The organism is Amycolatopsis sp. QT-25 (assembly GCF_029369745.1).
In the GTDB taxonomy this organism is placed as follows: domain Bacteria; phylum Actinomycetota; class Actinomycetes; order Mycobacteriales; family Pseudonocardiaceae; genus Amycolatopsis.
This window is the reverse complement of record NZ_CP120210.1, coordinates 6,668,420-6,682,126: the sequence shown is the minus strand read 5'-3', so window position 1 is coordinate 6,682,126 and position 13,707 is coordinate 6,668,420. Positions and strand designations below refer to the sequence as shown.

The 13,707-nt window shown below is 69.4% G+C and carries 9 protein-coding genes; 6 read left to right on the top strand and 3 right to left on the bottom strand.

All coding sequences use genetic code 11. The features are described from left to right. Positions 1-49 precede the first annotated feature (49 nt). Positions 50-1,312, top strand: coding sequence for a mannose-6-phosphate isomerase, class I (gene manA / locus P3102_RS31175; RefSeq protein WP_276371430.1), 1,263 nt, complete (start codon positions 50-52; stop codon positions 1,310-1,312). Positions 1,313-1,553: 241 nt separating this feature from the next. After that, positions 1,554-1,688 carry a hypothetical protein gene (locus tag P3102_RS31170; protein WP_276364040.1) on the top strand — a complete coding sequence of 45 codons (135 nt, stop codon included), beginning with the start codon at positions 1,554-1,556 and terminating at the stop codon, positions 1,686-1,688. A gap of 154 nt (positions 1,689-1,842) precedes the next feature. On the opposite strand, the gene P3102_RS31165 is transcribed toward P3102_RS31170, so the two are convergent. Further along, positions 1,843-4,851, bottom strand: a complete 3,009-nt coding sequence (locus P3102_RS31165; RefSeq protein WP_276364039.1) for an AfsR/SARP family transcriptional regulator — start codon at positions 4,849-4,851, stop codon at positions 1,843-1,845. 144 nt (positions 4,852-4,995) lie between these two features. Between P3102_RS31165 and P3102_RS31160 the strand changes: the two genes are divergently transcribed. From P3102_RS31160 to P3102_RS31150, 3 genes are all read left to right on the top strand, one after another. Beyond that, positions 4,996-5,910: a cation diffusion facilitator family transporter gene (locus P3102_RS31160; RefSeq protein ID WP_276364037.1), complete on the top strand. Its 915-nt coding sequence runs from the start codon at positions 4,996-4,998 to the stop codon at positions 5,908-5,910. Positions 5,911-6,195: 285 nt separating this feature from the next. After that, the gene (locus tag P3102_RS31155) at positions 6,196-7,716 is read left to right on the top strand and encodes an amino acid permease (protein ID WP_276364035.1); all 1,521 of its coding nucleotides are present in this window, start codon (positions 6,196-6,198) and stop codon (positions 7,714-7,716) included. Positions 7,717-7,938: 222 nt separating this feature from the next. Beyond that, positions 7,939-8,640 carry an LPXTG cell wall anchor domain-containing protein gene (locus P3102_RS31150; RefSeq protein ID WP_276364034.1) on the top strand — a complete coding sequence of 234 codons (702 nt, stop codon included), beginning with the start codon at positions 7,939-7,941 and terminating at the stop codon, positions 8,638-8,640. Positions 8,641-8,684: 44 nt separating this feature from the next. Here the strand turns inward: P3102_RS31150 and P3102_RS31145 are convergent, their stop codons facing one another. Continuing rightward, the gene (locus tag P3102_RS31145) at positions 8,685-10,979 is read right to left on the bottom strand and encodes a hypothetical protein (RefSeq protein ID WP_276364032.1); all 2,295 of its coding nucleotides are present in this window, start codon (positions 10,977-10,979) and stop codon (positions 8,685-8,687) included. A 92-nt stretch (positions 10,980-11,071) separates the two neighbouring features. On the opposite strand from P3102_RS31145, the gene ahcY reads away from it, so the two are divergent. Next, on the top strand, positions 11,072-12,544 hold the full coding sequence (ahcY, locus tag P3102_RS31140) for an adenosylhomocysteinase (protein ID WP_276364030.1): 1,473 nt from the start codon (positions 11,072-11,074) through the stop codon (positions 12,542-12,544). A 61-nt stretch (positions 12,545-12,605) separates the two neighbouring features. Here the strand turns inward: ahcY and P3102_RS31135 are convergent, their stop codons facing one another. After that, positions 12,606-13,592, bottom strand: a complete 987-nt coding sequence (locus tag P3102_RS31135; RefSeq protein ID WP_276364028.1) for a hypothetical protein — start codon at positions 13,590-13,592, stop codon at positions 12,606-12,608. Between the last annotated feature and the right edge of the window lie 115 nt (positions 13,593-13,707).

Here is a 13,707-nt window from a genome sequence, read left to right as displayed (position 1 = left end):
GGCAATGAGGGCCGGCACCACCCGTGCCCGGCGAGGAGTTGAGGTGACAGTGGAGCTGCTGCGCAATGCGGTGCGGCCCTACGCGTGGGGGTCGAGAACGACGATCCCCGAGCTGCTGGGGCGACCGGTGCCGGCGCCGCATCCGGAGGCGGAGCTGTGGATGGGCGCCCACCCCGGTGACCCGTCCCACGTCATCGGCCCGGACGGCACCGAGCGGAGCCTGCTGGAGCTCGTCGAAGCCGATCCGGTCGGCCAGCTCGGCACCGCCTGCGCCGGACGCTGGGGCGGCAGGCTGCCGTTCCTGCTGAAGATCCTCGCCGCCGAAGAGCCGCTTTCGATGCAGGCGCACCCCTCGGCCGCGCAGGCGGCGGAGGGATACGCGCGCGAGGAGTCGGCGGGGATCCCGCGCGACGCCTCGAACCGCAACTACCCGGATCCGACGGCGAAACCGGAACTCGTCTGCGCGCTGACCGAGTTCCACGCGCTGGCGGGCTTCCGTGCCCCGGAACGCACGATGTCGCTGCTGAAGGCGATCGAAACGCCGGGGTTGGCGAAGTACGCGGTGCTGCTGGAGGCACAGCCGGACCCGGCCGGACTGCGGGCGCTGTTCACCACCTGGATCACGCTGCCGCAGGCCGCGCTCGACGAACTGCTGCCCGAGGTCCTCGATTCGTGTGTGAAACACGTCCGGGAACGCGGCGAGTTCGACGTCGAATGCCGGACCATCCTCGAACTCGGCGAAGCGCATCCGCGGGACGCGGGGGTGCTCGCGGCGCTGCTGCTCAACCGGCTCACCCTCAGCGCGGGCGAGGCGATCTACCTGCCCGCCGGCAATCTCCACCTGTACCTGCACGGCACCGCCGTCGAGATCCTGGCGAACTCGGACAACATCCTGCGCTGCGGACTGACCCCCAAGCACGTCGACGTGCCGGAGCTGCTCCGCGTCGTCGACTTCGCGTGCGGCGAGATGCCGGTCCAGCGCGGCGAGTGCGGCGATGCCGGCGGGCCCTCGGCGGGAAAGACCGCCTCGGACCGGCGGCTCTCGGTGTACCGCACCGACGCGCCGGAGTTCGAGCTGTCGCGGATCGAATGGGAGGCCGGGGACGGCGGCGAGGTCGCCGTCCACGACGTCGGCCCGCAGATCCTGCTGTGCACCGCCGGCAGCCTGCTGGTCACGGCCGACGACGGCGAGCAGGTCGAACTCCGTCGCGGCCAGTCGGTGTGGCTCCCGGCCGCCGACCCCGCCGTCCGCGTGCGGCCGCTTTCCGCTGAGCGCACCCAGGTGTTCCGCGCCACCGCCGGCACCTGCTAGCCCACTCCCTCCCCGCAATTCGGCACCTGGTTGCGGTCCTTGCCCGGGCAAGGACCGCGACCAGGTGCCGAATTGCGGGTCTCGCCGGGCCGAAGTGTGTGCGTTCCGTGTGGTGGCTTCCGTAACTATCACCCGAAGGGGTGACCCGGCGCTTGGTGTCGGCTCGTCCCGGAGGTCGATAGCCAAGGAGCAGCAGTAGTGACTTCTCATCCCGACGCGGGCGAGCGGGCGTGCCTACCGGGTGCCGGTCTCCGCGCGCCCCACCGCTCCGCTCGCCGCGGTCGCGGTCGCACGACTCGGGCCGGCCTCGCCGCCGGTGTGGGACGCCACGGCCGGCGGTGTGCTGGTGATCACGCTGACCTGGCTCTCCGCCTAGCGGCGTGAGACAAGGCCGCCGCGCTGTGACCTTGAGTGATGGAGACCTCGAGTGATGGCGACGACCTCGAGTGATGGCGACCTTGAGTGATGGTGACTTCCGAGTGATGGAGATTTCCGGGTGGTGCCCGTCTGAGGGGTCGGGCACCACCCGGTCAGGCCGGGGCGGGTTCGGTGAGCGACAACAGCAACCGGACAAGGGTCGAAGCGTTGGCGTCGTGGGGGACTTCCAATCGCTTCGCCTCTTCGCCCGCCGCCTCGGCCGCTTTCGTTTCCCCGACGGCCTCGTACGCTCTGCGCAACACGTGCAGGGTGAGGCCTGTCGCGGGTTTCCCGCCCATGGCCCGGAATTCGTCGAGACAGCGGCGCAGCACGGGGATCGCGCGATCGGCCCGGCCGTCGCCGATCCAGCTCGCGGCGATCGCCCGCGTGCAGGAAAGCTCCCTCGGCCGCTCTTCGAGCGCTCCGGCCAGCCGACGCGCGTTCTCGTAGGCCTTCACCGCGCCGGCACGCCGTCCGGCGCCCGCGAGGATGGCGCCCTGGGTGCGCAACGACTTCGCCAGCGCCGATTTCGCCGTCGTCCGGCGCAGCACCCGGACCGATTCCTCGATCGTTTCCAGTGCCTCCGCGGGACACCCGTCGAGCATCAGCGACCACGAAAGACCTTGCAGGGCGACACCGAGCTGGCGTTCGTCGCCGCTTTCACGCGCTTGGACGAGAATCCGGCGGTCGATTTCCAGCGCCTCGGAGATCTTCCCCAGCCTGTGCAGAGCGGCGGATTCCGCTCGCCTGGCGTGGGTTCCGGAATCCTCCACAGTGGACAGTTCGCGAGCCTGGGTCGCGGCGTGCAGCGATTCCCCGGCCCGGCCGAGGCCGACCAGGCTGTGCGCCAGATTGGTCTCCACCCACGCCCGCGTGGCCAGGTCGCCCAGCTCCGCCAATTCCCTCGAACATTCGCGGTAGCCCTCGACGGCGCGTTCGTACTCGCCGCGAACATGCTGCAATACCGCCAAATTCGCCTCGGCGATGACCACGATGTGCCGGTCACCCGCCTCACGGGCGGCGTCGCGCAACGTCTCGTACGCCGTCCGCATATCGGTGTAATGACTGTGCAAATACAGGTACGCGCTCAGTCTTTCCAGTATTCGCAACGCTTTCCGCAGCCAGCCGACGGCGCACAACGACGAGACGGCGGCGACCAGATTGGCCCGCTCCACCGAGAACCAGGTGCCGGGGTCGCGCAGCAGCCGCTCGACCAGTTCGCCCGCCAGGGGCTGCACGGGAACGTCGTGATCCGACAACGGCATCGGCACCGTCCTCGGCAGGCGGCGGGCCGCTGTGTCGGCGAGGCACAGCACCGCGTCCGACACCTTCGCGACCGTGGCCACCCGCTCGGCGCGGGTCTCCAGTTCCCGGCCGAGTTCCGTGGCGAACACGCGCACCAGGTCGTGCACGCGGAACCGCTGCTCACCCGTCGGATCGAGACCGGTGGCTTCGAGGAGACTGGCCTCGACGAGTTCGTCGATGGCCTCGTCCGCGCCCTCGTCGGCGCTGTCGTCGACCAGGGCCGACACCGCCCACGCGGGAAGGTCGAGGGTGCGGCTGCGGCCGATCAACCGGAAAGCGCGGCGCGCCGCCGGGCTCAGCGCCTGATAGCTCAACGCGATACTGCCCCGCACCTGGAGATCGCTGACCTGCAGTTCGTCGAGGCGCGAGACCTCGTCCTCCAGCTTCCCGGCGAGCTTCCCGAGCGCCAGCCCCGGCCGCATGGCGAGCCTGCTGCCGGCGATCCGCAGCGCCAGCGGGAGATTGCCACAGGCCTTGGCGATCCGCTCCGCGTTCGCGGGTTCGGCGCCCACCCGGTCGCGTCCGGCCAGCCGAGCCAGCAGGGCCAGCGCCTCGGCGCCGGACAACGGTGCGAGGGCGAGCCGCTCCGCTCCGGCGAGCCCGGAAAGCCGCCGCCTGCTGGTGATCAGGACGGCGCTGCCCGGGGTTCCCGGCAGCAGGGCGCGGACCTGGTCGGGACTCGCGGCGTCGTCGAGCACCACGAGGACCCGCCGGTCGGCGAGGCGCCCGCGGTACACCGCCGCCCGGGCTTCGACGTCGTCCGGGATGGCCGGGCCGGTGACGCCCAGCGCGCGCAAGAGGTCGCCGAGGACGGTCGCGAGGTCGCGAGGGGTGGAGGCGCCGGCCAGCGGGACGAACAGCTGCCCGTCCGGGAAGGACCGGCGGAGCCGGTGGGCGGTGCTGACCGCGAGGGTGGACTTGCCCGCGCCGGGCTGGCCGGTGATCACCGCGACCGGGACACCCGCGCCGTCGCCGAGCAGCCCGGACAGTTCCGCGATCTCGTCCTCGCGGCCCGCGAGATCCGCGATGTCCGGCGGCAGCTGGCAGATCGGGAAGACCGGCGCCGGCTTGACCGCCGGCACCGGATCCTCCCCGCGCAACACGGCGGCGTGCACGCGGCGGACCTCGGCGCCGGGTTCCACCCCCAGCTCCTCGACGAGGGTGGCCCGCAGATCGCGATGGACGGCCAGCGAATCGGCCTGCCGCCCGGCGCGGTGCAACGCGATCATCAGCTGTGCGGCGAGCCGTTCGCGCAGGGGATGTTCGGTGATCATCGCCTGGAGCTCGCCGGTGAGCTCGGCGTGCCTGCCGTCGGACAGTTCGGCGTCGACACAGTCTTCGAAGGCGGCGAGCCGCTCCGATTCGAGCCGGGCGACGTCCGCGTCGAGCCGGGGGACGTGCAGCCCGGACAGGACCGGTCCGCGCCATTCCGCCAGCGCCCGGCGGTAGTGCCCGGCGGCCGCCGCCGGATCGCCCGCCCGCGCCGCCGCCTTCCCGGCCGCGGCGGCTTCGCGGAAGGACAGCAGATCGAGGTCGCCGCGCTCGACCACCAGCCGGTAACCGTGTGGGTCCCGCTCGATCTCCAGCCCCGCGAAGCGGGCACGCAGACGGGAGACATACGTGTGCAGATTCGAGGCGTACGACTTCGGGGGCGTTTCCGGCCAGAGGGTCTCGACCAGGGCGTCGACCGGGACGGGCGAGTTCGCGTTCAGCAACAGGACGGCCAGCAGGGCACGCTGGTGATCGCCGCGCGGCGTCGTCCGCCGCCCGGACGGGCTCTCGATCGTCAACGGTCCGAGCACGCCGAATCGCGGCACGGGCACCTCCCCAGGTCATGAGAGGGGCGAGACTAGCGAGGGGGCCCGACAATTCTGTGACCTGTCCCGCCCACCGTGTACCGGTTCATCTGCACTGCTAGCCTTCGAACCCGGCATATCGGGACACCAATCGGGGAGTTGCACGTGTCTGCAGGTGGCGGAACCAAGGCGATCATCGCCGCGCTCGTGGCGAACGCCGGAATCGCGGCCGCGAAGTTCACCGGCTTCCTCATCACGGGGTCGTCCTCGATGCTGGCCGAGTCCGTGCACTCGCTCGCGGACACCTCGAACCAGGGCCTCCTGCTGCTCGGCCAGAAGACTTCGCAGCGCAAGGCGACCCGCACCCACCCGTTCGGCTTCGGCCGGGACCGGTACTTCTACTCGTTCATCGTCGCGCTGATGCTCTTCAGCCTCGGCTCGGTGTTCGCGCTGTACGAGGGCATCCACAAGATCTCGCACCCCGAGGCGCTGACCTCGCCGCTGGTGGCCGTCGGCATCCTCGTGGTGGCGATCGGGCTGGAGTGCTACTCCTTCTACACCGCGATCCAGGAATCGAAGAAGATCAAGGGCGACGCGGGCTGGTGGGCGTTCATCCGCCAAGCCAAGACGCCCGAGCTGCCAGTCGTACTCCTGGAGGACGCGGGCGCGCTGCTCGGTCTCGTGTTCGCGCTCGCGGGCGTCGGGCTCTCGGTCATCACCGGCGAACCGGTGTGGGACGGCATCGGCACCGTCACGATCGGCGTGCTCCTCGGGATCATCGCGATCATCCTGATCATCGAGATGAAGAGCCTGCTGATCGGCGAAGGCGCCTCCGAAACCGACCTCGACGTGATCGTCGACGAACTCGCCGCGGGCAAGGTCGAGCGGGTCATCCACATCCGCACGCTGTACATCGGCCCGGACGAGATGCTGGTGGCCGCGAAGCTCGCGCTGGTGCCCGGGTTGGACACCGCCGACATCGCGCAGGCCATCGACGACGCCGAAGCGCGTGTGCGCGCGAAGGTGCCGACGGCGAAGCTGATCTACCTGGAGCCGGACTTGGACCGCGCGCTGGCCTGAGCCGCCTCTGTCGCTTTCGCGCGCTTCGCGTGCCATGAAAGGTCCTTTCCTTGCGAAATTTGCGAGGAAAGGACCTTTCCTTGCGTCGGAAGGCCGGAACTCGTGTGCTTGAAGCCGGAACTCGTGTGTTTGGTGACGGGACGCGCGTGCGCCGTTCGGAGCAACTGTCCGTACACCGCCGATCACCCCCGCGACCTCCGGCTACTTCGTTGCTCTCCCACCGCGCTGCCGTCACGGCCGGGCGATAGGGTCCCTTGAACCGCAGTCAGGTGTAGGAGGTCAAGGGTGCCCGGAAACGGTCTGTGGCGTACGAAAACCATCGAACAGTCCATCGCGGACACCGACGAACCGGGAACGAAGCTCCGGCGGAACCTGAGCGCCTGGGATCTGACCGTCTTCGGTGTCGCCGTCGTCATCGGTGCCGGTATCTTCACCCTCACCGCGCGCACGGCGGGTGACTTCGCGGGGCCGTCGGTCTCGCTCGCGTTCGTGTTCGCGGCCATCGCCTGTGCGCTGGCCGCCCTCTGTTACGCGGAATTCGCGTCGACCGTCCCGGTGGCCGGGAGCGCGTACACGTTCTCCTACGCCACGTTCGGCGAGTTCATGGCGTGGATCATCGGCTGGGACCTCATCCTGGAACTCGCCGTCGGCGCGGCCGCGGTGTCGAAGGGCTGGTCCGCCTACCTGGAAACCGTGCTCTCCTACATCTTCGGCAAGGGCACGAAGACGACCTTCGAGATCGGCCCGGTTCCGGTCGACTGGGGTGCCCTGCTCGTGGTGCTCGTGCTGGCCACGCTGCTCGCGCTCGGCACGAAGCTGTCTTCGCGGTTCTCCATGGTGATCACCGGGATCAAGGTCGCGGTGGTGCTGTTCGTGATCGTGCTCGGCATCTTCTACATCAAGGGGGCCAACTACACGCCGTTCGTCCCGGAGGCGCAGTCCGCCGGGGAGTCGGCGTCCACCGGGGTCGACCAGTCGCTGTTCTCGCTGGTCGCCGGGGGCGGCAGCAGTTCCTTCGGGGTCTTCGGCCTGCTGGCCGCGGCGTCACTGGTGTTCTTCGCGTTCATCGGGTTCGACATCGTCGCGACCACCGCCGAGGAGACCCGCAACCCGCAGAAGTCCGTGCCCCGCGGCATTTTCGGTTCGCTCGCCATCGTCACGGTGCTGTACGTGGCCGTGTCGCTCGTGGTCGTCGGCATGGTGAACTACAAGGATCTCGCCACTTCGGCGGGTGACGGCGGCAAGAAGACGCTCGCGTCCGCCTTCGCGGTCAACGGCGTCGACTGGGCGGCCAACATCATCTCCGTCGGTGCCCTCGCCGGTCTGACGACCGTCGTCATGGTGCTGATGCTCGGCCAGATCCGGATCATCTTCGCGATGTCGCGTGACGGTCTGATGCCGCGTGGTCTCGCGAAGACCGGGGAGCACGGCACGCCGAAGCGGGCGACCATCGTCGTCGGCGGGCTCGTCGCGGTCGCGGCGACGTTCTTCCCGGCGGACAAGCTCGAGGAAATGGTCAACGTCGGGACGCTGTTCGCTTTCGTTCTGGTCTCAGCGGGCGTGCTGGTGCTGCGCAAGACCCGGCCCGATCTGCCCCGGGCCTTCCGGGTGCCGTGGGTCCCGCTGGTCCCGATCCTCGCGATCGTCGCCTGCATCTGGCTGATGCTGAACCTGACCGTGCTCACGTGGCTGCGGTTCCTGGCCTGGATGGCGCTGGGCATCGTCATCTACTTCGCCTACAGCCGCCGCAATTCGCTGCTCGGCAAGCAGAACAAGGACAAGGTCACGACGTCCGAATCGGACTGATCTTTCTCGTTTCGGCGGCCCACCATTCCTTTGTGGATGGTGGGCCGCTTGGTCGGGGACCCCGATTTCGGTGTGAAATCGGTGTGCGATAGCGTCCGGTCCCTGCTTCCCCCTGACGGGTGAACGGGACTCGTGGAGCTGTACCGCGAGTCGACCTTCATCCCTCCAAAGAGGCACCACGCTTTGCTCGGTTGTCCCCCGATCGGTACAGGAGAGCTCTGAATGCAGATCATCACCGGACGGCGGGTCCGCTCCGCCGCCACCGTCGTCGCGCTGGCGACCGCCGCCCTGCTCGGTGTCACGGGCACCGCGCTGGCGTGCCACACCGACGATCCCCGCGCCATCCCGACCCCGAAGAACGTCAGCACCTGTGAAAAGGCGAAGCTGCCGGGCACCGAGGTCTCGACGAAGGACCTGACCTTCACCGGTGGCACGGAGAAGGACAAGTACCTCAACATCACCGCGGTCGGTGAAGGCGTCACCGTCACCGCGATCGTGGTCAAGGGCGGCGACGGCTACAACATCTACGAGCCCGGCAAGCGCGGTCTCGCCGAGACCCCGCCGTGGGAGAAGCTGCGCTCGCCGATGAACGGTGGCGGCAAGCAGGCCGACATCAGCCACTGGTTCGCCTGCGGCGAGAAGAAGACCAAGCCGACCGAGCAGCCGAAGCCGACCGAGCCGACGAAGACCTCGACGGTCAAGCCGCCCACGAGCGCGCCGACCACCACGGACAAGCCGTCCGAGACCTCCGCCCCGTCGAGCACCGCGGTGCCCGCCCCGAACGTCGGCGGCAACGGCGGCAACGGTGGCGGCCTCGCGGACACCGGTTTCGACAACGCCTGGCTGCTGTGGGCCGGTGGCTTGCTGGTGCTGGCCGGGGCCGGCGTCCTGGTCCTGCTGCGCGTGCGTCGCAAGGCCAACTGAAGCTAGCTGACGCCTGAAGGCCCTCTTCCTCGCGAAGGGGGCCTTCAGCGCATTTGCGGGAAATCCCCGAACAACGATCCTTGCTCGCCCCACGGATGCTTCGGGCGGGGGCGGCCGAGACCGGCGGCCATCGCGACGGCGTTGTCCCATTCGGCGTCGACGACGTAGTCCGTGTGCTTGAGGACGCCCGGCGCCCAGCGGTGCCGTCCGGTCGGCCCGCGCATCGGGTCGGGCAGCCAGTGATCGCCGCCGAGCACCAGGACACCCTGCTCGTCGGCCTCGGCGATCAGCGGCCCCGTTCCGCCGCCGGGCAGGTATCCGTCGCCCAGCAGTTTCCCGGACACCACACGATGCCGCCACGTCGTGACGCCGCCGCCGAAGATGTCCGTCCCGCGGCACAGCGCCCGCCAGCGGCCGTCGAGATCCTCGTACAATCCGGCGAGCTGTTCCTGCGGCAGCATCGCGGGGAAGGCGCGCTGATAACCCCATTGCAGCGGCGAGCCCGCGGTCAGCAGTCCCACTCGGTCGCGGTCCTCCGGCGGCAGATCGGCGATCACCCGCGCGGCGGCGAGCACGGTCAGCAGGCTGCCGAGGTTGTATCCGGACAGCACGACTCGCGTGCCCGGATCGGCCAGATGCTCCTTGACCCGGTCCGCGAGTTCCGGGACGACCTTGAGCGCGTAACTCGGCGGCACGGTCGGATGGGCGGCCCGCGGCCAGAAGCACACGAGATCCGCCAGCGCGCCGAGGTGACGGCTCCGCGTGGGGGTGGTCGCGGCGGCGAACACGACACGCAGCAGGCCCGCCGCCAGCGCGCCCAGCGCGAACACGCCGATCGCCGAAATCGGTTCGAACCAGTCGGGCAGCGGGCCGAACCCGAAGCGCAGCACCAGGAGCGCGCCGCCGCCCGCCGCCATCGCCAGCGCGACGGTGAACGCCAGATGATGCAGATGCTTGCGCTCCCACGAAGCACGCGCCCACGCGCTCGCGGCCTCCTCCTCCTGCGCCTCGTCGATCTCCATCAGCGCGACGATCTTCGGGATGCCGCGGCGCAGCCTTCGCAACGGGACGGCCACCGCGAAGCCCAGCACGCCGAGTACGACGGCGAGCGCGAGCCCGGCGCCCCACAGCACGGTCACCAGGGAGTAGGTGTCGGGCAGCCGGAGATCGGTCGCGCCGACCAGTTGCCGCAGCGCGACCGCGAGTCCCGCCCCGAAACCGCCACCGAGCAGGCCGGCCAGTGCGAGGACCGGGGCCGCCGCCCAGCCGCCGAGCCAGGGCCGCAGCCGGTGCGGCAGGTGTTTCCAGGCCGACCGGCCGAGCAGTGCCGCCGGGACGAGCACCAGCGCGAACAGCACGGTCACCGCGACCATCGCCGCGCCCAGCGCCTCGACCGTCCCGTCCGCTCCGCCGAGCCCGCCACCCGGCAGTCCCGCGGGCAGCGGTGTCCGGCGCACGACGGCGATCCCGACCAGTACGACGGCGGCCGCGATCACCCCGCCCCGGATCACCGGTCCGGCCGAGAAACCGACCGTCGAGGCCACCAGCGCGGCGAAGACGAGCGCCAGCGCGCAGATCCAGACGATCAGGTCGAAGGTCACCGCCGGCAGCCGGAACGGCCCACCGAGCAACGGGAGCGCGACACAGGTCAAGGCGGCGACGGTGTGCAGCGTGCGCAGGCCCGGCGTCCTGGGCAGGTCCTGCGGTTGCAGCGGGCTCGAACTCTGGGCGCGGTGCACCTTGTTCCGCGATCGCCAGTCCGACGACGGGATCCGGTCGAGCACGAAGATCAGCACCAGCAGGGGGAGCACCCCGATCGCGATCCGCAGTGGCGCGAAGTCACGCAGGAACGACGGCGCCCCTTCGAGACAGGTCGAACCGGGCGCGAGGCATTGCGCGGCGAACAGGTCGAGCGAGACCACGGCGAGCTGGCTGATCAGCAACATCGTCAGCAGCAGCGAGGCCACCCGCAGCAGCCCACGGCAGACCGCGCCGAGCAGTGCCGCGGACCGACTGCCCTCCGGGACCGGCGGCAGCATCCAATGCGCGACGTTCGCCAGCGAAAACGGGAACAGCAGCGCCCATGTCGCCTTCGCCGCGCCACCCGAGGTCATCCCGCTCCACAGGTAACCTTCGAGGATGCGCGGGATCGAACGGCCGAGCGCGGGCAGCACCGGACCGGGAGCGGGACGGCGCAGCCGGTCCGACGGCCGGATCAGCCTGCCGACCCCGTCGCCCGCGACGTCCACGACGGACGTCGAATCCAGCAGGCTTTCGCCGCTCGTGCCCACCAGCCCGGGTACGCGTATTTCGACGACGCGGGTATCGGGACCCGGCATGACCACGGCGAAGGCCTCCAAACCGTTTCAGTGGGGACTGAACCGACAACGGTACTGTTCCGATGTCATCCAACCTTGGAGGAAGCGCGCATATGACCCCCGAAAGCGTTGCCAAGCGGCACGACACCCGCAACGGCATCGAGTTCGCCGTCGCCGATCTCGAGGCCGCCGAGTTCGGCCGCAAGGAGATCCGCCTCGCCGAGCACGAGATGCCGGGCCTGATGGCGCTGCGCCGTGAATACGCCGAGGTCTATCCCCTGCGGGGAGCCCGGGTTTCGGGCTCGCTGCACATGACGGTACAGACCGCGGTCCTGATCGAAACCCTCGTCGCACTGGGTGCCGAGGTGCGCTGGGCCTCCTGCAACATCTTCTCCACCCAGGACCACGCCGCCGCGGCGATCGTCGTCGGCCCGCACGGCACTCCCGAGGAGCCCAAGGGTGTTCCGGTGTTCGCCTGGAAGGGCGAGTCGCTGGAGGAGTACTGGTGGTGCACCGAGCGGATGCTCACCTGGGACGGCGAGGGTCCCAACATGATCCTCGACGACGGTGGCGACGCCACCATGCTGGTGCACAAGGGAACCGAGTTCGAAAAGGCAGGCGTCGTCCCCGCGCCGGACGAGAACACCTCGGACGAGTTCCGCGTGTTCCTGCAGTTGCTGAGTGCTTCGGTCGCGGCCGACACCGGCAAGTGGACCAGGATCGGCGAAGGCGTCCGCGGGGTCACCGAAGAGACCACCACCGGCGTGCTGCGGCTCTACCAGCTCGCCGCGGCCGGTGAACTGCTGTTCCCGGCGATCAACGTGAACGACGCGGTGACCAAGTCGAAGTTCGACAACCGCTACGGCATCCGGCACTCGCTGATCGACGGCATCAACCGCGGCACCGACGTCCTCATCGGCGGCAAGGTCGCGGTCGTCTGCGGTTACGGCGACGTCGGCAAGGGCGCCGCGGAATCGCTGCGCGGCCAGGGCGCGCGGGTGATCGTCACCGAGATCGACCCGATCTGCGCGTTGCAGGCGGCGATGGACGGCTACCAGGTCAAGAAGCTGGAGAACGTTCTCGGCGAGGCCGACATCATCATCACGACCACCGGCAACAAGGACGTCGTGCTCGTCGAGCACATGGCCCGGATGAAGCACCAGGCGATCCTGGGCAACATCGGCCACTTCGACAACGAGCTCGACATGGCGGGCCTCCAGCGCTACCCGGGCATCCGGCGCATCACCATCAAGCCGCAGGTCGACGAGTGGGTCTTCCCCGACGGCAAGAGCATCATCGTGCTGTCGGAAGGCCGCCTGCTGAACCTCGGCAACGCGACCGGCCACCCGTCGTTCGTGATGTCGAACAGCTTCTCCAACCAGGTGATCGCTCAGATCGAGCTGTTCACCAAGTACGAGGAGTACGACAAGGAGGTCTTCCGCCTCCCGAAGAAGCTCGACGAGAAGGTCGCGAAGATCCACCTCGACGCGCTCGGCGGTGAACTCACGAAGCTGACCAAGGAGCAGGCCGAGTACATCGACGTGGACGTCGAAGGCCCCTTCAAGACAGATCACTACCGGTACTGAGCGCTGCAGTGAAAGGCCCCTTCATCGCAAAATTTGCGATGAAGGGGCCTTTCATCGCACGCTAGCGCCACTCGACCTCGATGCCGGCCAGCCCCGGCCCGGCGTCGCTGAAGAAACCACTGGTCACGCCGCCCATGTCGAGCGGCAGTTCCTCGGACTCGACGGGCACGGCGTCGTCGCGTGTCCGGAACTGCCGCGTGCAGCGGGCGGGCAGGGCGCCGAGCGCGAACTTGAGCTGCACCAGATAGCTCGAGCACTGGTCCCGCAGCATCCGGAAGTAACCGGGCGACGCGGTGCCGGAATCGTCGCGGACCTCGAAGCAGAACACGTGGATTTCGCCCTCGGCCAGTTTCCGGTCGAAGAGCAGTTCGGTGGCCATCGTCTCGGCCTCGGCGTTGCGCCGGATCCGGCCGACGCGGCAGCCCTCGGCGGTGAACAGCTCGACGTCGCCGATGTGGCAACCGGGGTCGCCGTTGTAGACGGTGACGTACCGGTCCGGGCCGTGCCGCCGTGCCCGGCACACCAGCCGGGTCTGGAGGCCGACCTGCCGGTGCGCGGCGTCGAAGGTGATCGTGTCGTGCACCGAGAGCATCTCGAGGTCGGCGTTGTAGCGGTTGGACGACGGGTACGCGCCCAGTTCGGCCAGCAGCTGGTCGACGATCGAGCCCATGTCGCCGGACCGGATGTCGTGGAACGACGCGGCCATCTGATGCCCGCGGGCTCGCGCCGTCCGCGGCCCGATCAGCACGACGAGCGCGTCCGCGGGAAGCTGCAGCACCGATTCCAGCGCACGGACGGCCGGAAGCGCCTTGGGTACCTCCGGCTGGCGCAATCCGCGCTGCCAGTAGCTCAACGTCGACTGTCCGATTTGGACACCGCGGAGCCCGAGGTGGGCCCGGAGCCGGGCAAGGGACAGCCCCCGGTAGGCGATCGCCTGCCGCAGGGCGTGGTGGAACTCGCCACTGCGGAGGGCCTCGACGAGTTCCTTGGGCAGGGCTTCGAGCGACTGACGGCGCGTGCCGTCGATGATCGTCGGGGTGTCGTCCACGGCCGAGGCACGCCTTTCCGCCGAGGACGCATCAGCACCGTCTCGTGTCACCGCTCGTCCCTTCACCAGACCAGTGTGTGCGCTGAGCGTGAACACCGCGGAACGTTCACGTTAG